The sequence below is a fragment of the Candidatus Pelagibacter sp. uisw_091 genome (assembly GCF_059512525.1).
The window spans coordinates 290440-310508 of record NZ_CM183455.1 but is presented as its reverse complement, the minus strand read 5'-3'; the positions used below and the strand labels follow the sequence as shown (position 1 = coordinate 310508).

Genomic DNA, 20069 nt, shown 5'->3' with positions numbered 1-20069 from the left:
ATTTTAAATACCTTTGTAGCCAAACTCTAAGCAGGCATCGGTAATAGAATGATAAAAAGATTCTCCAAAACTTCTTAGGGTGAATATTCTAACTTTGTCTGGATTGTCATCAAGCATGTCAATTGTGACTGACATTCCGTTATAAGTTGAATTTAGACAAGTATCTTTTTTTAATTCGTTAAAATTAAAGGGACATCCTTTTTTTAATATCTCTTTTGTATTTTTTCCCTCTATTTGAATTATTGCTCTACTATGAGATACATTTGTTATAGCAAAATCTGTATCAACTAATTTTTCATTAATTTCTTTTAGAGTTTCTTTTTTTGAAGAAACTAAAAACCAGTTATTTGGGCCATTCCATAAAATTCTTGTATTAGTGTTGCAGTTTATGTTTAGGGGTTCATTTTTTAAGCTCAAATTATCTATCTTGATACTTTCAATGGCTGTTGAGGAACTCTTATATTTAACTATTTGAATAATTAAAAAATCTTTTAGTTCACTTACTTTTAGCAGCTCTTCATCATTTTTTCCCTCATGATCACCAAATAGCCCCTTGTTGTGTGTAGTATGTAAAGCAGAAATTGAGCTCATGATCTTACCCTTTCACCCTTTGGATCTACGTAGTGTGATGAAACTATCTCTACAGGTATTGTTTTGTTTTTAAGAGGTGACATTGCAAATAGTTTTTGCCCTATCATATTTTTTCCATCCTTAAGAATTGCTAATGAAAATGGATTATCATATTCAACGCTCCAACAAGACGCAGAAATATACCCTAATTTAGGATTTGGTATCGGAGCATTTGAATCTTTAACCAAATGTGATCCTTCAGGGATGCTTGTTTTCTTATCAACTGGAACAACACCTACTACTTTTTGTCTATCTTCTGCAACAAAAGCTTCTCTATCTAAAGAACGTTTTCCTATAAAGTCTTTCTTTTTACTAACCAATCCTTCTAAAGAATTATCATATGGAATGGTTCTGCCATCTAGTTCTGACCCTGCTATGTGACCCATTTCAATTCTTAGAGTTGATAATGCTTCAGTGCCGTAAGGTTGAATTTTAAATTCTTGCCCTACTTCCATTATTTTCTCCCACATAAAGTTTCCATTGTCAGATTCAACATTCACTTCATAAGCAAGTTCTCCTGAAAATGAAATTCTAAAAATTCGTGCATGTACTCCAAATAAATCAGCTTCTTGATATCCCATAAAAGGCAGTCCATCATTAGAAGCATCAATATTTGGAAATAGCTTTTGCAATAAGTCTCTAGATTTTGGACCTGCAATTGCAGCTCCTGCCCATTGCTCAGTAGTTGATACCACATTTACATTTAGCTCTGGCCATACAAGTTGTAAATAATATTCTAGATGAGACAAAACATTTGCTGCTTGCGCTGTTGTTGTTGTCATATGATAATGATTTTCAGAAATTCTTGTGGTAGTTCCATCGTCCATAACAATTCCATCTTCTCTTAACATTACACCATATCTTGCTTTACCCACGGGCAATTTTAACCAGGCATTAGTATAAACTCTATTTAGTAGTTCTGCAGCATCAGGTCCTTTAATATCAATTTTACCCAAAGTAGTTACGTCACAAACTCCTACATTTGTTCTAACGTTTTTAGCTTCTCTTTTTGAACCTTCAAATAAAGTTTCTTCTCCAATTTTGTAATATCTTGGTCTTAACCAGACACCTGCATCTACAAACACTGCATCATTTTTTTCATGCCAAGTGTGCATAGGTGATTTTCTTGTTGGTTTAGAATGTTTACCAATTTCTCTTCCAACAATTGCTCCAATAGTAACTGGTGTATATGGAGGTCTAAAAGTTGTGTGACCTACTTCTGGTACTATTTTGTTTTCTATGTTGGATACTAGTTGCAAACCATTGAGATTACTTGTTTTTCCTTGGTCAGTGGCCATTCCAAGTGTCGTGTATCTTTTAACATGTTCAATAGATCGATAACCCTCTTTTAGTGCAATTTCTATATCAGAAACAGCTACATCATTTTGAAAATCTAAAAATCTTTTATATGTTTTTCCTTTAGGCAAAGGTACACACCAAAATTTATCATGTGTAGTTGATTTTTTTTCCATAACTATTGGTGATGATGTTTTATTATCATTATTAGTTATTTTTTTTGAAAGTTCATATCCACTATCAAATGAATTTTTTAAAGTTTCTTCTAACGTAAAAGTTCCATTTGCTGCACCTAAAGTTGTTTCATTTTGTTTTGATAGTCCTGGCACAAATGCATCTATATCTTTATTAAAGGTTGTTTTATTTCCTGATTGAGAGGCTAAATGAATTGTTGGTGTCCAAAAGCCTGAAACACAAATACAATCACAATTAATAGTTTCTAAAGTTCCTAATTCATTTTTATCATCTGAAATTTTGGCAACTTCAGCGGATTTAACTTTTTTATAACCTTTAGCTGCAACAACTACGTAAGAAAATTTAATTTGAATATCTAATTTTTTTGCTTCATCTATTATTTCTGACTTAGGTTCTTTTCTTGTATCTAAAATAATAGGATCAACACCATTTTTTTTAAATTCTATAGCTGTTTCATATCCACTGTCATTATTTGTAAATATTAGAGGTTTTTTACCAACTAGAACCCCATAAATTTTTAAATATTCTTTTGCTGCAGAAGACAACATCACACCTGGTGTGTCATTGTTCCCAAATACTAAAGGTCTCTCAATTGATCCTGATGAGATTAAAACTTCTTTAGCTCTAATATACCAAAGTCTTTGTTTTGGATTATATTTTTTAGTTTTAGGTAGATGATCACTTAATTTTTCTGACATCACTAACATATTATGATCATAGTAACCAAATACTTGTGATCTATTTTTAACAATAACATTAGGCATTTCTTTAAGTTCAGAAATAATATTTTCTGCCCATTCTTTCCCTGTTTGATTTCCAATATTAACTTCACTCGTTAATAAAGTTCCACCAAATCTAGGTTTGTCTTCTGCTAAGATTACTCTTGCACCATTTTTAGCAGCAGCATATGCACTCGCTAAACCAGAAGGTCCTGAACCTGCAATTAGTAAATCACAATACTCATATTTGTGTTCGTATCTTTCTTTATCATGTTTAGTTGATGCAACTCCAAGTCCAGCAGCTTTTCTTATAAATGGTTCATAAACTTTGTACCAAAAACTTTTTGGCCACATAAAAGTCTTGTAATAAAATCCTGCTGGAAGAAATATCTTTAAAAAATTGTTAATTGCTCCAATATCAAAATTTACACTAGGCCAACAATTAACACTTGTTGCCTCCAAACCTTCAAAGAGTTCTTGTTCTGTAGTTTTTACATTTGGCTCAGTTTCATTATTTCTGTATAGTTGAACAATTGCGTATGGTTCATCCACCCCTGCACCAAAAAAGCCTCTAGGTCTATGATATTTAAAGCTTCTTCCTATTAAATGAACTCCATTAGCAAGTAATGCTGATGCTAAGGTGTCACCCTCATAACCAAAGTAAGTTACTCCATTAAATTTAAATGAGATTTTTTTATCTCTATTTATTAATCCAATATTATCCAATCTATAATTTTGAGTCATTTTAAATATCTTCGTTAGCTTTAGCTGTTTTAAATATTTCGTGAGTTGCAGTGTCTCTTTCTACTTTAATCCACTGTCTGCATCCTGATATATGTTGCCATAACTCTTTATGTTTTCCTCTTAAGCTTTTTCTATTATAGACAAAGTTATCCCAATCTTGATCTGAAACTTCTTTATTAAGTTCTGGTCTTTTAACAGTTGCATCACCACCATATGAAAATTCATTTTGAGATCTCATCCCACAATGAGGGCATTTAATATGCAACATTTATGAGATCCATGTTTTGGTTCCAAGTCCTTTTTCATCTAGTAAGTGACCTGTATTAAATCTACTCAAACTATAACCTTCATTTAATTTGTGAACTCTATCTTGTGCAATTGTATGAGCAAATGTCCATCCTGAAGCTGGTGTGGCTTTGAACCCACCATAACACCAACCACAATTTAAATATAATCCTTCAATATGAGTCTTATCAATAATGGGTGAGCCATCCATAGACATATCCATAATCCCACCCCAGGTTCTAAGCATTTTTAATTTACTTAAAAAAGGCATCATTGCAATTCCTTCTGTTAGTACATGCTGGAGTGTTGGTAGGTTTCCTCTTTGAGCATAACTATTGTATCCATCTAGATCACCTCCCATTACCATTTCACCTTTATCAGATTGACTAATATAAAAATGTCCTGCTCCAAAAGTAACCACACTATCTAATACGGGCTTTACAGGTTCTGTAACACACGCCTGAAGAAGATGGGTTTCTACTGGTATTGTCATATTTAGTTTTTCAGCTAAAATATTTGTGCTACCTGCAACACATAAACCAATTTTTTTAACTTTAATATCTCCTCGTGAAGTTCTCACTCCTTGAATTTTTCCACCTACAACATCAAAACCTGTTACCTCACAGTTTTGAATTATATCTACACCCATTGAATCTGCTTGACGTGCATAACCCCATGCAACAGCATCATGTCTTGCTGTTCCAGCACTTGGTTGCATTAATCCACCAAATATAGGAAATCTTACATTGTCTGAAAAGTCTGCCATTGGAATAATTTCTTTTACTTCTTCTCTATTTAAAAGAACTGCATCAATGCCATTTAGGCGCATTGAGTTTCCTCTTCTTGCAAAAACATTCATTTGGGCATCTGAGTGTGCAAGATTAATTATTCCTCTTGGAGAAAACATTACATTGTAATTTAAATCCTGGCTCATTTTTCTCCATAGATCCATTCCAAACTCACTAAATAATGCATTATCATCGTGCATATAATTTGATCTTATAATTGTAGTATTTCTTCCCATATTACCACCGCCAAGCCATCCTTTTTCGATGATAGCTACATTGGTAATATTATGTTCTTTTGCGAGATAATATGCAGTAGCTAGCCCATGGCCTCCACCACCAATAATAACAACATCATATTCCTTTTTTGGAGTAGCATCTTTCCAGGCTAAATCCCACTTTTGATGACCAGAAAAAGCATTTTTTATTAGGTTAAATATTGAATATTTTTGCATTAATTAATTTTATCTAAAAGAATATAAATAGTTATTATTATTTTTATATATAATTTTTATAAGTTTCAAAAATTCATAAAAGAAGATACTAATTCCTCAAAGAAATTTTAATTTATAGGAGTTTTAGATGAGCGAAGTTAAATCAGACATTCAGATAGCTAGAGAAGCTAAAATGCAACCTATAAATGATATCTTGGCAAAAATAAATGTACCAGATGAAAGTACTGCATTCAGTCCAATGGGCAGACATATTGCAAAAATTAACCTAGAATATTTAGATACTTTAAAAGATAAACCTGATGGAAAACTTGTTTTAGTTACTGCAATCACTCCCACTCCAGCTGGTGAAGGGAAAACTACAACTTCAGTTGGTTTAAATGATGGTCTAAATAAAATAGGAAAAAAATCTATTGTTTGTTTAAGAGAACCTAGCCTTGGTCCTTCTTTTGGAATGAAGGGTGGTGCTGCTGGTGGCGGATATGCCCAAGTTGTTCCAATGGAGCAAATTAATTTACATTTTACTGGAGATTTTCATGCAATAACCTCAGCTCATAATTTATTGTCGGCTTTAATTGATAATCATATTTATTGGGGAAATAAATTAGATATCGATGTTAGAAGAATTTTTTGGAAAAGAGTAATGGACATGAATGATCGTTCATTAAGATCTATAAATATAAATTTAGGTGGAGTTGCAAATGGTTTTCCAAGAGAAGATGGTTTTGATATAACTGTTGCATCTGAAATCATGGCAATCTTTTGCTTATCAAATGATTTAGAAGATTTAGAAAAAAGAATAGGAAATATTACAATTGCCTATACTAGAGATAAAAAACCTGTTTATGCTAAAGATTTAAAAGCACAAGGTCCAATGACTGTATTATTAAAAGATGCCATTAGACCTAATGTTACTCAAACTTTGGAAAACAATCCTGCAATTATTCATGGTGGTCCATTTGCTAATATTGCACATGGCTGTAATTCTGTAATTGCAACAAAGACTGGACTTAAACTCGCTGACTATGTTGTTACAGAAGCAGGATTTGGTGCGGACCTTGGTGCAGAAAAATTTCTTAATATTAAATGTAGAAAGTCAGATTTAAAACCTAGCTGTGTTGTAATTGTTGCAACTATTAGGGCTTTAAAAATGCATGGTGGTGTAGCAAAAGATGACCTTAAAGCAGAAAATGTGGAAGCCTTAAAAAAAGGTTTAGTTAATCTTCAAAGACACGTGGAAAATGTTAAAAAATTTGGTTTACCAGTTGCAGTAGCTGTTAATCATTTTATTAAAGATACAGATAATGAAGTAAAAGCTTTGATAGAATTTTGTGACACTATTGGTATTAAAGCAAGTCTCTGTACTCATTGGGCAAACGGTGGTGAAGGTACAAAAGAACTTGCAAGCCATGTTGCTGAATTATGTGATAAAAATGAAGAAAAATTTAAATTCTTATATGAGAGCAAAACTCCTCTATTTAAAAAAATAGAAACAATTGCAAAAGAAATTTATAGAGCAGATGAAGTTATTGCTGATACTAAAATTAGAGATCAATTAAAAAGCTTTGAAGAAGCTGGTTACGGAGATTTCCCAATTTGTATTGCAAAAACTCAATACAGCTTTTCAACAGACCCAAGCTTAAAAGGTGCACCAACAGGACATTCTTTACCAATCAGAGAAATTAAACTCTCTTCAGGGGCAGAGTTTATTGTTGTTATATGCGGCGCTGTTATGACTATGCCTGGACTACCAAGAGTTCCAGCAGCAGACTCGATTAAACTAAATAAAAATGGTGAAATTGAAGGTCTGTTTTAAAAATTAGTTACGTATATAATTAAGCCAATTTCTAACTTCACATGTTCTATTATTAAAATCTAATAGTTCGTCTTGAGATTTTATGAATGAGATATGGCTTTCATACTCTTCTTCATTTAAGAAATTTTTATTTACAAATAATCGTTCTTTACGACCATCAATAAGATTAAGCATCTGAAAATATTCATAATCAGGATGGTATTGTAAACCAATAATTTCTGAGCTTCCCGCATTAAAGCTAACACCCATTACATTGTTAACTTTGTCACTTGATAAAAGAGTAGTATTTTTTGGCAATTCACTTACCTCATCAAAATTAAATGCTGGTGAGGTAAAAACTTTTTTTTTATCTTTGTATATGAAGTGTTTTTCACCTTCACTGTTAATAATTACATCTGATGCAATTCCAATATGAGCGCCATTTTTTCCAGGATTTACTTTACCCCCAGCTGCTGTTGAACAGACTTGTAATCCCCAACAAATTGCTAAAATCTTATTTTTATGATTAAAGCAATTAGATGCAAAATTGATATGTTTCTTAATCACATCTGTCATATCATTTATTCTCATTGCACCACCAGTAAACACAATGCCATTATATTTACTCATATTTTTTAAAGCACTCGTTGTCTCTTCATCATGACCAGGATTTATGATTTCTGTATTTATTAATGGCTCTATCTTTAAAATTAAATTTTTTAAGTTATCTGCTGCAGAGCTTCCAGCTGCTTTAATAAAAAACTCACTATCTTCTCTAATATTTCCTTCAACAATTAAAATATTTAAATTACTCATTTAAACAATTCTCCACGCATACTATACTGATACATTGTTCTCATATCATTTTCAGTTAATTTTTTTGGATTTCCTCCAGTAGATGGATCAGCTAAAGCCATTTTTGATAATCTATCAATATCAAAATCTTTTTCATCAATCACTTCTGATAATTTATGTGGCATATCTAGTTTTTTTCTTAAATCTAAAACCCAGTTAACAAAGCCATCAAAAGATCTATCTTTAAGTTCTAAATAATCGCAAATCTTTATTATTTTTTTTTCAATTACATTTTTATTAAAGGTTAATACATAAGGCATGAATATTGCATTGGATAAACCATGATGAATATTATTTAAAGCATTTACTGGATGGCTTAATGAGTGAATTGCCCCCAAGCCTTTTTGAAATGCTGTTGCTCCCATGCTTGCTGCTGTTAACATGTTTTGTCTAGCTTCAATATTTGATCCGTTGTTAACTGCTTCAAGTAACCATTCATTAATTAATCTCATACCCTCTAAAGCAATTCCATCAGCCATTGGGTGATATCCTGGTGCACAATATGCTTCCAAATTGTGAGCTAGCGCATCCATACCAGTTGCAGCTGTAATCTTTGCAGGCAAACTAAGTGTTAATACCGGATCTAAAATAACTATTGAAGGTAAAAACTTAGGATGAAAAATTATATTTTTTACACCCGTTTCTTCATTTAATATTACAGATGCTCGTCCTGTTTCTGATCCTGTTCCAGCAGTTGTTGGTACAGCAATAATTGATGCAATTTTGTCAGAGTTTGCTTTAGTCCAATTATCACCAACATCTTCAAAATCCCAAATAGGTAGTGTTTGACCTGACATAAATGCAATTGCTTTACCAACATCTAGGCCACTTCCCCCTCCAAAAGCTATTACTCCATCACAATTATTTTTATTATAATAATCCGCACCCTCAGTTACATTGGTGCCAGTTGGATTACCCACAACATTTGAATATAATTCAGCTGAAATACCGTCTTCTTTTAAATTCCTTAGCACATTGATTACAATTTTTGATTTAGCAAGACCACTATCAGTTACTAACAATGGTTTATTAATGTTCAAAGTTTTGCAAGCAATACTTAGATCTTTAATTCTATCTTTTCCAACCCACATAGTTGTTGGATAATTCCAATTTGACTTCATTTAAGGGTCTCTTTTTAATTTTTATTTTTTTTAATTTCTTCTTCACAAAATTTTTTAGCTTCTTTTAGATCTGTAATTTTTGATTTAGATAATTTTTGACTTCCAGCTAGGCAGGCATCGACAGCTCTTTTTAAATTATGATCACTAAAATTTAGAATAACCACCATTCCAAGCACTATAAAAACAAATATTAATATATTTTTTACCATTGAATTTCTAATTTCTTATTTTCACATATAGTGTGTAGCATACTAAACATTAATGGAAAATGTTTAGAATTAAGATCTTGTAAAATTTTAGGTCCAATTTCTAATGCAAGTTGCGCACCCTCTACTGTAATATTTTTCATAAATTTTTCTTTAGCTTCTTTATATAAATATCCTTCACCTAAATATTTTCCCATCAAACTATTTCTTCCCCCTATTGCGCTTACATATAAATCTCCTAAACCAGCTAAGCCATAAACAGTTTCTGCTCTTCCTCCATAGAAAGAAACAAATTCAACCATTTCAGAAATTGATCTATGGATTAATGAGGCTGATGTATTTAAATAATATTTAGATTGAATTTCCTTAGGTGCTTTTGAATTGCTTAATCCTTCAGAAGCTCCAATCAACATTGAATAAATATTTTTAATTGCACCTGATAATTCGATGCCAGTTAAATCATCTGATACTTCTGTTGAATAATAATTTGTTGATATAATTTTTTTTAATTTTTCTGTTTCTTTAATATCTGGGTTTGCAATAACCGTTCCTGTTCTCATTTTATATGCAAGACCTGCTGCTAAACAAGGTCCTTTGATTGCTGAAATATTTACTTCTCCATGACCTTTTTCCTTGAGAAGTTTTTTAATTTTATCTGAAAGTGTTATTAATTCATTGCCCTCTATGGCTAAACCTTTTGTTAATAAAATAATGGGAGTATTTTTCTTATACTTTTTTGATATTTGATTAACAAACCATTCAATTCCTACAGAGCTAACTCCAGCAACAATTATATCTACCTCACCTTCAAGTATTGATTGTAATTTCTCAAATTTTTCTACCTTTAGTTTTGATGGTAATTCAATATTTAAGGTTGGATGGAAATTATTATTTAATTGAATTTTATTTATTAAATCATCCTCAAGGTGAGTACCAATGAGCGTTACATCATTTTTATTTTCTAAACATGGTACAGCGAATGCAGACCCCATCGCTCCAGCACCAATAATAATAATTTTTTTCATAATACTGTATTTTTTTATATTAATTTTTAGCATTTTGTTGGTAAAGTACAGTTATAAATTTATTAGGGAGAGGTGATTTTATGACAAAAGTAGCGATTATTGGTGCCGGGCCTTGTGGTTTATCTGCTTTGAGATCTTTTGAGCAAGCTGAAAAAAAAGGTGAAAAGATACCTGAAATAGTTTGTTTTGATAAACAAGAAGATTGGGGAGGCTTATGGAATTACAGTTGGAGAACAGGTTCTGACCAATACGGCGACCCTGTACCTAACAGTATGTATAGATATCTTTGGTCCAATGGTCCTAAAGAATGTCTAGAGTTTGCTGACTATTCATTTGATGAACACTTTGGAAAACCAATTCCATCTTTTCCACCCAGAGAAGTTTTATACGATTATATTTTGGGTAGAGTTAAAAAGGGAAATTTAAAGTCTAAAATTAAATTTAACACCTCTGTTAGCAATGTGTCTTTTGATGGTAAAAATTTTGAAATTACTTATCGTGATAAAAAGAATGATAAAATTTCAAAAGATGTTTTTGATTATGTAATAGTATCAACTGGTCATTTCTCAGTTCCGTTTATTCCAGAATATCCAGGAATGAAAGCGTTTCCTGGAAGAATAATGCACTCTCATGATTTTAGAGATGCTGAAGAATTTCGAGATAAAAATGTTGTTGTTTTAGGAAGTAGCTATTCTGCAGAAGATGTAGCTCTTCAATGTCATAAGTATGGGGCAAAAAGTGTGACTATAGCCTATAGACATAATCCAATGGGATTTAAATGGCCCAATGGAATGAAAGAAGTTTTTCACCTAGATAGACTTGAAGGTAATAAGGCGATATTTAAAGACGGTCATGTTCAAGAAACAGATGCTGTAATTTTATGCACAGGATATCTCCATCATTTTCCTTTTATATCTGAAGATCTTAAATTAAAAACAGGAAACAGATTATATCCACCAAAGTTATATAAAGGTGTGGTTTGGCAAAATAATCACAAATTAATATACCTTGGTATGCAAGATCAATTTCATACTTTCAATATGTTTGATTGTCAGGCTTGGTTTGCAAGAGATATTATAATGGGAAAAATTAAAGTTCCAAGTGACACGGAGATTGAAAAAGATATCAATAAATGGGTATCTCTTGAAGAAAAGTTAGAAAATGCAGATCAAATGATTGATTTCCAAACAGAGTACACAAAAGAACTTCACAATTTATCTGATTATCCAAAAATTGATTTTGAATTAATTAGAAAAACTTTTAAAGAATGGGAACATCATAAGGTAGAAAATATTATGACATATAGAAATAAGTCCTTTGCTTCACCTGTAACTGGATCAATTGGTCCAAAACATCATACAGATTGGGAAGTTGCGATGGATGATTCTTTAAAAACTTTTTTAGATCAACCCAAAAAATAATCGATAAGTTGTGATTTTTTATGATTTTTGTAAAAAACCTTAAATCTGTCTCTGATCAAGAGTGGTCATCAACTGAAAAATATCCAGGTGTTAGATGGAAATTCTTAATTGATGCAGATTTTATGGGAAGTTCTGGACTTTCACTTGGTTTTGCTGAAATTGCTCCAGGTGGTGACTTGACACTCCATTATCATTCACCTGCAGAAATATATGTAGTTTCTAATGGTAAAGGAATATTAAATAAATCTGGTGATCTAGAAGAAATTAAAAAAGGTGATGTAGTTTATATTTCAGGAAATGCAAAACATGCTTTGAAGAATGTTGGAACCGAAACCTTGGAATTTTATTGGATTTTTCCAACAGATACTTTTTCTGAAGTTGAGTATTTTAATTAATCTATACCCAGGTGTTTTTTTCTTTTTTCTACCCAAGTTCTAATTAAATTATCAAAAATCAGGCCTATAAAAGCAACACAAAGACCTAGTGTTAGACCTATACCTGCACCTTTTTTATCAGATATAGCTTTTAAAATATATTGTCCTAAATCCTCAGTTCCAATAAATGCCCCAATAATTACCATAAATAAAGCAAATACGATTGTTTGATTTAAACCAAGCATCATGTGAGGAAGTGCTAATGGGAATTCTATTTTCAGCAATCTTTGTATTTTTGTTACACCTGACATTGAAGCTGCATCATGTAAAGAAGATGGAACACTTCTTAATCCTTCAATAGTATATCTCGTTGCTGGTATAGTTGCATATACAACTACTGCAATTAATACTGATGTGTCTGTAACTCCAAAAAGCATCATAACTGGAATTAAGTATACAAATGAAGGGAATGTTTGAAAAATATCACAAACTCCCAACATAAAATTTGTAGTATGTTTATTCTGAAAACATAAAGTACCAACAGTAAAACCAATTATACAAGATAATATAACTCCAAAAGTTGCCATATAAGTTGTAACTAAAGCTCTGTCCCACCATGGACTTAGAGCTATAAATAATGTTAATCCCCCAACTACAAAAGCAGAACGTATTCCACCAATTATATATCCAGCACCCATAACCAAAACAAAGGTTGCAACAATAGGCATTCTTAAATATGCAGCACGCATAGGCTGCAATACATCAACTATCAACCATGTATTAAAAATTTTTAAAGTTTGAAAGAAAGTATCCCAAATCCAATCAACTCCTTTATTCCAAAAATCTGCTGTTGATATTCCTTTATTGTGGGGAATTTCATACAAATAATTAAAACCTTCCTTAAAGTAAAAAGACCCAACATAAGCAAGTATAATTCCAATGAATATTGCACCAGAAAAAAATAATGTATTTTTATATCTTTGAAAAAAAGTTAGGTTACCAAAGTAATCTATTTGTTTATTTGCCCAAGCTAAGGATAATTTATCAAGTAATATTGCAATCAAACTGATACATAAACCTGCTTCTAACGCTAATCCAATGTTCAACTGATTTAGAGCTAATAATAGATTAAATCCTAAACCTTTAGCACCTATAAACGCTGAAATTACTGCCATAGAAAAACACACCATGATAACTTGATTTACTCCAATCAAAATATCCCTTCTTGCAGTTGGGATTAATACTTTAAACATAAGTTGTAAATTATTACATCCACTCATTTTACCAGCTTCAATAACTTCAGGCGATACCCCTCTAAGACCTAACAAAGTTAGTAATATCATTGGTGGAACAGCTACAACCATAGTTATAATTACTCCAGCATGATCTCCAACACCAAAGAGAACAATTGCAGGAACCAACACTGCGTATTGAGGCATAGTCTGCATAACTAAAAGTATTGGGTATAAAGCTTTCTCCACACGTTTACTTTTGAACGCTGCAATTCCTAAACTCAAACCAAAAATAAAAGATAGTGGTGCTGCAACTAATATAAAAGAAAGTGTTTGCATCGAAGGCTTCCATTGACCAAAAATAGAAATATAAATCATAACTATAGCAGCGAATAGCGCTAGACCTTTGCCACTTAATTTATATCCAAGTACCGCTGCACCCGCAGCAACAATTGTCCAAGGCAATCCTGGCAATTCTGCCCATGAATTTTCACTTATCCAATCCCAACTTGTAAATGCAACAATAGTTTCAACACCACCTAATAAAATCTCTCTTATTAATTCTATGAGAAACGTTATAAATGAGGTTAAATTTCTTGTTATTTGTAAAACTAGAGGTCGTGTTTTAAATTCTTGAGTATCTTCATTCCAAAATTCCATTGGCATCCAATCATTCATTAAAAAAAATAATGAATCATTTATCCATATAGGTAACCATCCAAGCAAAGGAGGTAGTCTCCAAAAAACATCAAATGCATAATACCTTACTTCTGCACCAAAGAGCGTGTAAGTGCTTTGATTTGGATCTTTAATGAATTCTGCTTGACCTCTAATAAATTTATAAGTTTCTGGGACATCAATTGCAAAACATAAAGTAAAAAAAGCAACTAACAAAAATAACCATTGAAATACTTTTGGATATTTTTTTAATAATTCCATATTTTAATCATTGTTTTTTTTTCCACCAAAAACTGTGTAAATTATTTTTGATGGATGAACAGTGCCAACAATTTGATTGTTTTCATCGATTACAGATACTGACTTCTCTTGAGTTAATATCTTCTCAGCAACATTTTCAATTATTTCATTTCTAAAAACTTTTAAATCACTTAAATTTTCATTATTTGGTTTTTCCATCACATCTTCTATTTTTAAAACCTTCTCCCTAGGAACTTCTTCAGTAAATTTTTTCACATATTCTGTTGCTGGATTTAAAACAATGTTAGCTGGGGTATCCAATTGTTCAATTATACCATCTTTCATTATTGCAATACGGTCAGCAAGTTTTAAAGCTTCATCAAAATCGTGTGTAATAAACATAATTGTTTTTTGTAATTTTTCTTGAAGTCTCAAAAATTCATCTTGCATCTCTTTTCTAATTAATGGATCTAATGCAGAAAATGGTTCATCTAAAAACCAAATATCAGGTTCAACAGCTAATGATCTTGCAATACCTACTCTTTGTTGTTGTCCACCAGAAAGCTCTCTTGGAAAATAATTTTCTCTACCATCAAGACCAACTAATTTTACCATTTCCATTGCTTTATTGATGCTATCTTTAATTTTAATACCCTTTATTTGAAGTGGGAAGGCAATATTTTCCACAACTGTTTTATGGGGAAGCAAGGCAAAGCTTTGAAACACCATACCCATTTTATTTCTTCGGAGATCAATCAGTTCTTTATTGCTTAATGAAAGTAAATCTTGACCTTCTATAGAAATTTTTCCAGCAGTTGCATCTGTTAATCTAGAAATACATCTTAACAATGTTGATTTCCCTGAGCCTGATAAACCCATCACAACTAACATTTCACCTTTTGAAACCTCAAAAGAGGCATTATTAACACCCACTATACATCCGTTTTCTTGAAATGTTTTAGCATCTACATTTCCATTTGCATCTTGAAGCATCTTTTTGGCATTTGTTCCAAAAATTTTGTAAACAGATTCACATTTGATTACTGTATCGGTCATAATGTTTTAATAAGTTATACGAAATAAAAATAAAAAACACTTTTTATATTATTTATATTTATCGTTTTTCTCCTTAAAAATTTTTAATAAAATAAACTCTTGTATCAATTCCAGTACTTAAAAAATTTAAAACCTCTCCTTTAACAGTAATTTTTTCATCTACCCCAACATTATTCCCACTAACTGTAAAACCTGCAAAGCATTTATTATTTTCCTTATTCCATTTAACAAACGTTTCATCAATTTTATTTCCATTAATAGTATAAATATGATGTGCTCTAAAATTCAAAAAATTGGCACCCATAATTGCACGCTGAGGAATAATCTTTGTTGCGTTGCAGACTTTTTCATATTGCTCTAAAGACAACTTATAATGATCAGTTCCATCATAAAATGCTAAAATTCCTGATGGCAAACTTGAAATCAGTTCATTTTGTTTTCTTGTCTCTGCAATTCTTTCTTCTTCTTTTTTCATTTTAGCAATTAGCTCTTCACCCTCACCAAAAATATTATTTAAGATAGCAAAGGAAAAAATTACAATAATTATTAAGATGATAAGACCTCCAAATTGTCTAACTGGCTCAGATATCTTCTTTAGTTTATTTAAATATATATTTTGTAACATTTTTATCTATTCTTGGAATTTGCCATTTTTCCAAATTCCTTTTTTTTCTTTTCCATCGGACCATGTAAATGTTCCCTCTCCATTCATAAACCCATTGGCCCATTCCCCATTATAAGTTGCACCGTTTGGAAAAGTCAAAATACCCTTTCCACTCCACATACTATTTTTAAACTCACCTTTATAAATATATCCATTAGGCCAAGTCTCAACTCCTTGTCCTTGTTTTTGTGTGCCAACCCAATTCCCCTCATAAGTTGTTTTGTCAGTGTAAGTCCATTTACCAAAGCCATCTTTACAGTTTCCTTCACAACCTGTCTTTCGAGCTGATACTGATGTTGCGACTAAAAAACTTAAAGCTATATAAAATAAATATTTTTTCATTTTTTTTTATTTAAGTGCACGAGTAAAAAGAAATATTTTTTTCAAGATTATCACTTTTTATACCTATTGTAATTTCGTGAACTAATTCACCTGATTTTCTGTTAATTATACCTGATTCTGAGTAATTTTTTCCTTCATCAAAAGCTTTGAATAAAACTATGTCTTTATTTACAACTTTTACTTCAAATTTTACAGTTTGTGAGAGGAACAATGATAACCCGTTGATCAAAAGTTTTTCTGGTCTCTTTGCATTGATTTCAAATTTATCTAAATTTTGATCATCTAAATCTTTTGCCAAAAAAGTTTTATAATTATATTCTGAGTTCTTGAGTATTTTCTTTTCTAATTCACATACAAAACCAATTTTAATATCTTCTTGTATGTCTATATTTTTTGCAAAAGAAGAATTAAAAACTAATAGACTGATAGATATATATAAAAAAAGCTTTATCATTTAATTAATAGGTTCGTAATTTGAATTTGTGCGAAAGCACATTCTTTAAAAAAAATCCCCCCCAACATTGTTGGGAGAGATTTCAATTTATTAACTGTTACCCTTATTTAGTAAAAGCTTGCCAAACACTCTTATTATCAGCTAACCATTTTTTAGCTGCATCTTCATGAGTCATTTTGTCAAGGTCAACTAAAGCAGCCATTGCACCAATGTGACTTGTAGAGAATGACATTTTTTTAAATGCCGCTGCTGCTGCTGGATGTGTTTTTGGAAAGTCTGCAGTTACAGCCTTTTTCAAATAACCATCTGGCGAACCACATTTTCCATCACCACCGTCTTCTGGTCTACAACCTGCTGAATATGGAGGGAAATCTATAAAAGTAAAACCAGCACCATCTGTGAAGTTTGGTGTCCAGTTAAATATTATAGTTCCTCTTCCTTCTTTTTCAGCTGCTTTAAGTTCAGCCCAAAGTGCATCTGCACTTCCAGCAAATTTAACAGTCCAAAGATCTCCAAGTCCTAAAGCATCAACCCTTTGAGGTATTAAATCTCCATGCCAACTTTGTGGACCTTCTAACATTCGTCCTTTTCCACCTGAGTCAGGTGTTGTAAAGTTTTTAGCACAAGCTGGATTTTTTAATGCAGTCCAGTCTGGAAGACCAGGACATAGTCCTTTTTCAGCAACCCAGTTTGGATAACCCATATCTTCAAGAGTTCTAGCTTCATGATCTCCCCAGTCAACCAGACCACCTTTGTCTAGTGCTGTAGTAAATGATTTTCCAAACGCAGATTCCCATACTTCATGAGATAAACTTACATCACCGATACGAATTGCTTCATAAACAGCTTGTGAGTCTGTGTTTACGTATTTTACATTATTTCCCATACTTTCAAAAATTCCACCAATAACGTGGGCCATTACAATTTGGCTTGACCAGTTATGAGTTGGAATAACGATAGGTTTTTTACTGTCAGCTGCATTAGATACTCCAGCAAAACTTACTGCTGAAATTACTAAGGCAGATATTAATGATATTATTTTTTTCATTATATTCTCTCTCCTTAATATTATGTTTAATAAACTATGTTCTCACTTATTAAATTTATAGTCAATGGTCTTTGATTATATTATGCTGAAACTAAATAATTAATTTTATAGTGATAATGCTACATACTAGTAATGATATACGAAATCCTGGTTTAAGAACTTTACCACCTGGAGTTGAGAGATATTTTGTAAGAGGTGGTGGACTTTCTATAATAGAAGTTTTACCAGAAGATAAAATAGACATTATTAATGAAGAAGGAAAACAAATTTGTGAAATAATTGTTTTTAACTCAGAAGGCAAATCGGATCTATCTATTTTAAATTTAAAAGAAAATGCTAATGCAGACTTTTCAAAAAAAACTATTTCTAGAGATGAAACAATTTTAAGACTGCTAAAGAAAAAAAACTTTGACTTAAAAAATGCTAAATCATCAATTATTTTTAACAATGATTGTATGATGGGTGAAAAAATAACACTGACTTCAAAAGATAAATGTGTAGTTATGATTGCTGCACCTGGTGATGCAATGAATGTTCATGAACAAAATCCACCAACAGATTTAACTATTTTTTTAAATAAAGCTAAATTTATTGAAACAGATGAACAGTTTATTTTGCCAGATCCACTCAGTGATCCAATTATAGAACAGCTTATAAAAAGAAGAACTGCTGAAACTTATGAAGTTAAAGCTGGTGAATATATTCAGATAATTGATCCAGGTGGAAGGCAATGCTCTGATTTTCTTGCTTTTGATACACAAAAGTTAAACGATGGCATTGAAAGTATTATAGATGATAAAGCAACAAGAACATTTATGGGTGGTGCATATCCTGGACCTGGTTTGTTTTCAAAGTTTTATGATGGCGATCATGAAGCTATGATTGAAGTTGTAAGAGATACGGTTGGAAGACATGATACTTTCAATCTTGCTTGCACATCAAAATATTATGAAGATATGGGTTATATGGGTCATATTAATTGTACTGACAATTTTAATAATAGATTAAATAAATACGACATCAATTCTAGAAAAAGTTGGTCTGCAATAAATCTTTTTTTTAACACAGCGATAGATGCTAATAATGTTGCATCTTTTGATGAACCTTGGTCAAGACCTGGAGATTATGTTTTGTTTAGAGCTTTAAAGGATTTAACCTGTATATCGTCTGCTTGTCCTTGTGATGTTGATGGTGCAAATGGCTGGAATCCAACTGATATTTTTGTTAGGACTTATTCAAAGAAAAAAAAGTATTCAAAAGCAATAGCATTTAGAATGAAAACAGACTCAGAGCCCAAACTAACTCAAGAAACAGGTTTCCATAAAAAAACTTCAGAACTCACAAGAAATTTTGTTGAGTATAAAGGTTTTTGGCTTGCTAATAATTTTACAAATTCAGGAACTATAAAAGAATATACGGCTTGTAGAGAAAGTGCAATTGCAACAGACTTATCACCTCTTAGAAAGTTTGAAATTCTTGGACCTGATGCAGAAAATTTAATGCAATACACACTTACTAGAAATGTAAAAAAATTATCAGTTGGGCAAGTTGTTTATACAGCTATGTGTTATGAAAATGGCTGCATGTTAGATGATGGTACTTTATTTAAATTAGGACAGGATAACTTTAGATGGATTGGTGGAGATGAATACAGCGGTGAATGGTTAAAAGAACAAGCTAAAAAGAAAAATTATAAAGTTTGGATTAAATCTGCAACAGATCATATACATAACATTGCAGTTCAAGGTCCAAACAGTAGAAAAATTTTAGAAAAATTTGTGTGGACACCTCCAATACAGCCATCGATCACTGAGCTTGGGTGGTTTAGATTTAATATTGCAAGAATAGATCACGAAACGGGAACGCCAATTGTTATTTCAAGAACAGGTTACACGGGTGAACTTGGTTATGAGATATGGTGTCATCCAAAAGATGCAGCAGAGGTTTGGGATAAAGTTTGGGAAGCTGGTAAAGAGTTTGATATTACCCCATTAGGCCTTGAAGCTTTAGACATGGTTCGTATTGAAGCTGGACTAATTTTTTATGGCTATGAGTTTGATGATCAAACAGATCCCTTTGAAGCAGGAATTGGTTTTACAGTTCCACTTAAAACTAAAGAAGATGATTTTATAGGTAAGGAAGAATTAATTAAAAGAAAAGCAAACCCACAAAAGAAATTAATTGGCTTAGAATTGGATGGACACGAACCTGCAGCGCATGGTGATAATGTTTATATAGGTCGAGGTCAAGTTGGTGTAGTAACTAGTGGAATGTTATCTCCTAAACTTGGAAAAAATATTGCGCTATGTAGAATTGATGTTAAATATTCTGAAATAGGATCTAAAGTAGAAATAGGAAAAATTGACGGTCATCAAAAAAGAATTACTGCTAAAGTGGTGGCATTTCCTTTCTATGATCCAACAAAGTCTAGAGTTAGAGCTTAAGCAATATT

The 20069-nt window shown here is 31.8% G+C and carries 18 protein-coding genes; 4 read left to right on the top strand and 14 right to left on the bottom strand.

All coding sequences use genetic code 11. The annotated features are described in order from the left end of the window. Positions 1 to 3: 3 nt before the first annotated feature. From AC5YGA_RS01595 to AC5YGA_RS01580, 4 genes are read right to left on the bottom strand one after another with little or no spacing between them, the layout of a single operon-like run. The gene (locus tag AC5YGA_RS01595; RefSeq protein WP_415308925.1) at positions 4 to 591 is read right to left on the bottom strand and encodes a sarcosine oxidase; all 588 of its coding nucleotides are present in this window, start codon (positions 589 to 591) and stop codon (positions 4 to 6) included. Then, complete coding sequence (locus AC5YGA_RS01590; protein WP_415308923.1) at positions 588 to 3584, bottom strand: sarcosine oxidase subunit alpha family protein; 2997 nt, start codon at positions 3582 to 3584, stop codon at positions 588 to 590. The genes AC5YGA_RS01595 and AC5YGA_RS01590 overlap by 4 nt, the downstream gene beginning before the upstream one ends. 1 nt (position 3585) lies before the next feature. Then, complete coding sequence (locus tag AC5YGA_RS01585) at positions 3586 to 3852, bottom strand: sarcosine oxidase subunit delta (protein WP_168607344.1); 267 nt, start codon at positions 3850 to 3852, stop codon at positions 3586 to 3588. Then, entirely contained in the window at positions 3853 to 5109 is a 1257-nt protein-coding gene (locus AC5YGA_RS01580) for a sarcosine oxidase subunit beta family protein (protein ID WP_169036229.1), read from the bottom strand. It abuts the gene before it with no gap. 127 nt (positions 5110 to 5236) lie between these two features. Here AC5YGA_RS01580 and AC5YGA_RS01575 point away from each other — a divergent pair, with 127 nt between their 5' ends. Then, complete coding sequence (locus AC5YGA_RS01575) at positions 5237 to 6922, top strand: formate--tetrahydrofolate ligase (protein ID WP_415308921.1); 1686 nt, start codon at positions 5237 to 5239, stop codon at positions 6920 to 6922. Between the two features lie 3 nt (positions 6923 to 6925). Here the strand turns inward: AC5YGA_RS01575 and AC5YGA_RS01570 are convergent, their stop codons facing one another. From AC5YGA_RS01570 to AC5YGA_RS01555, 4 genes are read right to left on the bottom strand one after another with little or no spacing between them, the layout of a single operon-like run. Continuing rightward, positions 6926 to 7717, bottom strand: a complete 792-nt coding sequence (locus AC5YGA_RS01570; protein WP_415308920.1) for a glutamine amidotransferase-related protein — start codon at positions 7715 to 7717, stop codon at positions 6926 to 6928. Continuing rightward, complete coding sequence (locus AC5YGA_RS01565; RefSeq protein WP_415308918.1) at positions 7714 to 8877, bottom strand: iron-containing alcohol dehydrogenase; 1164 nt, start codon at positions 8875 to 8877, stop codon at positions 7714 to 7716. Before AC5YGA_RS01565 ends, AC5YGA_RS01570 begins: the two co-directional genes overlap by 4 nt. A 14-nt stretch (positions 8878 to 8891) precedes the next feature. Beyond that, positions 8892 to 9086, bottom strand: coding sequence for a hypothetical protein (locus AC5YGA_RS01560; protein ID WP_415308916.1), 195 nt, complete (start codon positions 9084 to 9086; stop codon positions 8892 to 8894). Next, positions 9080 to 10108 (bottom strand): 2-dehydropantoate 2-reductase N-terminal domain-containing protein, encoded by a 1029-nt coding sequence (locus AC5YGA_RS01555; protein WP_415308914.1) that lies wholly within the window; start codon positions 10106 to 10108, stop codon positions 9080 to 9082. The genes AC5YGA_RS01560 and AC5YGA_RS01555 overlap by 7 nt, the downstream gene beginning before the upstream one ends. Before the next feature lie 80 nt (positions 10109 to 10188). Here AC5YGA_RS01555 and AC5YGA_RS01550 point away from each other — a divergent pair, with 80 nt between their 5' ends. Both AC5YGA_RS01550 and AC5YGA_RS01545 read left to right on the top strand, forming a co-directional pair. After that, positions 10189 to 11529, top strand: a complete 1341-nt coding sequence (locus AC5YGA_RS01550; protein ID WP_415308912.1) for a trimethylamine monooxygenase — start codon at positions 10189 to 10191, stop codon at positions 11527 to 11529. Positions 11530 to 11549: 20 nt separating this feature from the next. Continuing rightward, entirely contained in the window at positions 11550 to 11924 is a 375-nt protein-coding gene (locus tag AC5YGA_RS01545; protein WP_415308910.1) for a cupin domain-containing protein, read from the top strand. Here AC5YGA_RS01545 and tmoV read toward each other — a convergent pair. The 6 genes from tmoV to tmoX all read right to left on the bottom strand — a co-directional run bounded on the left by tmoV (position 11921) and on the right by tmoX (position 17617). Further along, positions 11921 to 14074 (bottom strand): trimethylamine N-oxide ABC transporter permease protein TmoV, encoded by a 2154-nt coding sequence (tmoV, locus tag AC5YGA_RS01540; RefSeq protein WP_415308908.1) that lies wholly within the window; start codon positions 14072 to 14074, stop codon positions 11921 to 11923. The genes AC5YGA_RS01545 and tmoV overlap by 4 nt on opposite strands. A gap of 3 nt (positions 14075 to 14077) precedes the next feature. Beyond that, positions 14078 to 15109, bottom strand: a complete 1032-nt coding sequence (gene tmoW / locus AC5YGA_RS01535) for a trimethylamine N-oxide ABC transporter ATP-binding protein TmoW (RefSeq protein WP_415308906.1) — start codon at positions 15107 to 15109, stop codon at positions 14078 to 14080. 73 nt (positions 15110 to 15182) lie between these two features. Further along, positions 15183 to 15734, bottom strand: a complete 552-nt coding sequence (locus AC5YGA_RS01530) for a hypothetical protein (protein WP_415275168.1) — start codon at positions 15732 to 15734, stop codon at positions 15183 to 15185. 6 nt (positions 15735 to 15740) lie between these two features. Beyond that, the gene (locus tag AC5YGA_RS01525; protein WP_415308905.1) at positions 15741 to 16115 is read right to left on the bottom strand and encodes an MORN repeat-containing protein; all 375 of its coding nucleotides are present in this window, start codon (positions 16113 to 16115) and stop codon (positions 15741 to 15743) included. A 10-nt stretch (positions 16116 to 16125) separates the two neighbouring features. After that, entirely contained in the window at positions 16126 to 16569 is a 444-nt protein-coding gene (locus tag AC5YGA_RS01520; protein ID WP_415308903.1) for a hypothetical protein, read from the bottom strand. Positions 16570 to 16672: 103 nt separating this feature from the next. Then, the gene (gene tmoX / locus AC5YGA_RS01515; RefSeq protein WP_415308901.1) at positions 16673 to 17617 is read right to left on the bottom strand and encodes a trimethylamine N-oxide ABC transporter substrate-binding protein TmoX; all 945 of its coding nucleotides are present in this window, start codon (positions 17615 to 17617) and stop codon (positions 16673 to 16675) included. 116 nt (positions 17618 to 17733) lie between these two features. Between tmoX and AC5YGA_RS01510 the strand changes: the two genes are divergently transcribed. Continuing rightward, positions 17734 to 20061: a trimethylamine N-oxide demethylase gene (locus AC5YGA_RS01510; RefSeq protein ID WP_496170013.1), complete on the top strand. Its 2328-nt coding sequence runs from the start codon at positions 17734 to 17736 to the stop codon at positions 20059 to 20061. Positions 20062 to 20069 lie beyond the last annotated feature (8 nt).

Bases quoted from the DNA above. Each gene is read 5' to 3' on its own strand.
- AC5YGA_RS01595 (WP_415308925.1), bottom strand. From the start codon at position 591: ATGAGCTCAATTTCTGCTTTACATACTACACACAACAAGGGGCTATTT.
- AC5YGA_RS01590 (WP_415308923.1), bottom strand. From the start codon at position 3,584: ATGACTCAAAATTATAGATTGGATAATATTGGATTAATAAATAGAGAT.
- AC5YGA_RS01585 (WP_168607344.1), bottom strand. From the start codon at position 3,852: ATGTTGCATATTAAATGCCCTCATTGTGGGATGAGATCTCAAAATGAA.
- AC5YGA_RS01580 (WP_169036229.1), bottom strand. From the start codon at position 5,109: ATGCAAAAATATTCAATATTTAACCTAATAAAAAATGCTTTTTCTGGT.
- AC5YGA_RS01575 (WP_415308921.1), top strand. From the start codon at position 5,237: ATGAGCGAAGTTAAATCAGACATTCAGATAGCTAGAGAAGCTAAAATG.
- AC5YGA_RS01570 (WP_415308920.1), bottom strand. From the start codon at position 7,717: ATGAGTAATTTAAATATTTTAATTGTTGAAGGAAATATTAGAGAAGAT.
- AC5YGA_RS01565 (WP_415308918.1), bottom strand. From the start codon at position 8,877: ATGAAGTCAAATTGGAATTATCCAACAACTATGTGGGTTGGAAAAGAT.
- AC5YGA_RS01560 (WP_415308916.1), bottom strand. From the start codon at position 9,086: ATGGTAAAAAATATATTAATATTTGTTTTTATAGTGCTTGGAATGGTG.
- AC5YGA_RS01555 (WP_415308914.1), bottom strand. From the start codon at position 10,108: ATGAAAAAAATTATTATTATTGGTGCTGGAGCGATGGGGTCTGCATTC.
- AC5YGA_RS01550 (WP_415308912.1), top strand. From the start codon at position 10,189: ATGACAAAAGTAGCGATTATTGGTGCCGGGCCTTGTGGTTTATCTGCT.
- AC5YGA_RS01545 (WP_415308910.1), top strand. From the start codon at position 11,550: ATGATTTTTGTAAAAAACCTTAAATCTGTCTCTGATCAAGAGTGGTCA.
- tmoV (WP_415308908.1), bottom strand. From the start codon at position 14,074: ATGGAATTATTAAAAAAATATCCAAAAGTATTTCAATGGTTATTTTTG.
- tmoW (WP_415308906.1), bottom strand. From the start codon at position 15,109: ATGACCGATACAGTAATCAAATGTGAATCTGTTTACAAAATTTTTGGA.
- AC5YGA_RS01530 (WP_415275168.1), bottom strand. From the start codon at position 15,734: ATGTTACAAAATATATATTTAAATAAACTAAAGAAGATATCTGAGCCA.
- AC5YGA_RS01525 (WP_415308905.1), bottom strand. From the start codon at position 16,115: ATGAAAAAATATTTATTTTATATAGCTTTAAGTTTTTTAGTCGCAACA.
- AC5YGA_RS01520 (WP_415308903.1), bottom strand. From the start codon at position 16,569: ATGATAAAGCTTTTTTTATATATATCTATCAGTCTATTAGTTTTTAAT.
- tmoX (WP_415308901.1), bottom strand. From the start codon at position 17,617: ATGAAAAAAATAATATCATTAATATCTGCCTTAGTAATTTCAGCAGTA.
- AC5YGA_RS01510 (WP_496170013.1), top strand. From the start codon at position 17,734: ATGCTACATACTAGTAATGATATACGAAATCCTGGTTTAAGAACTTTA.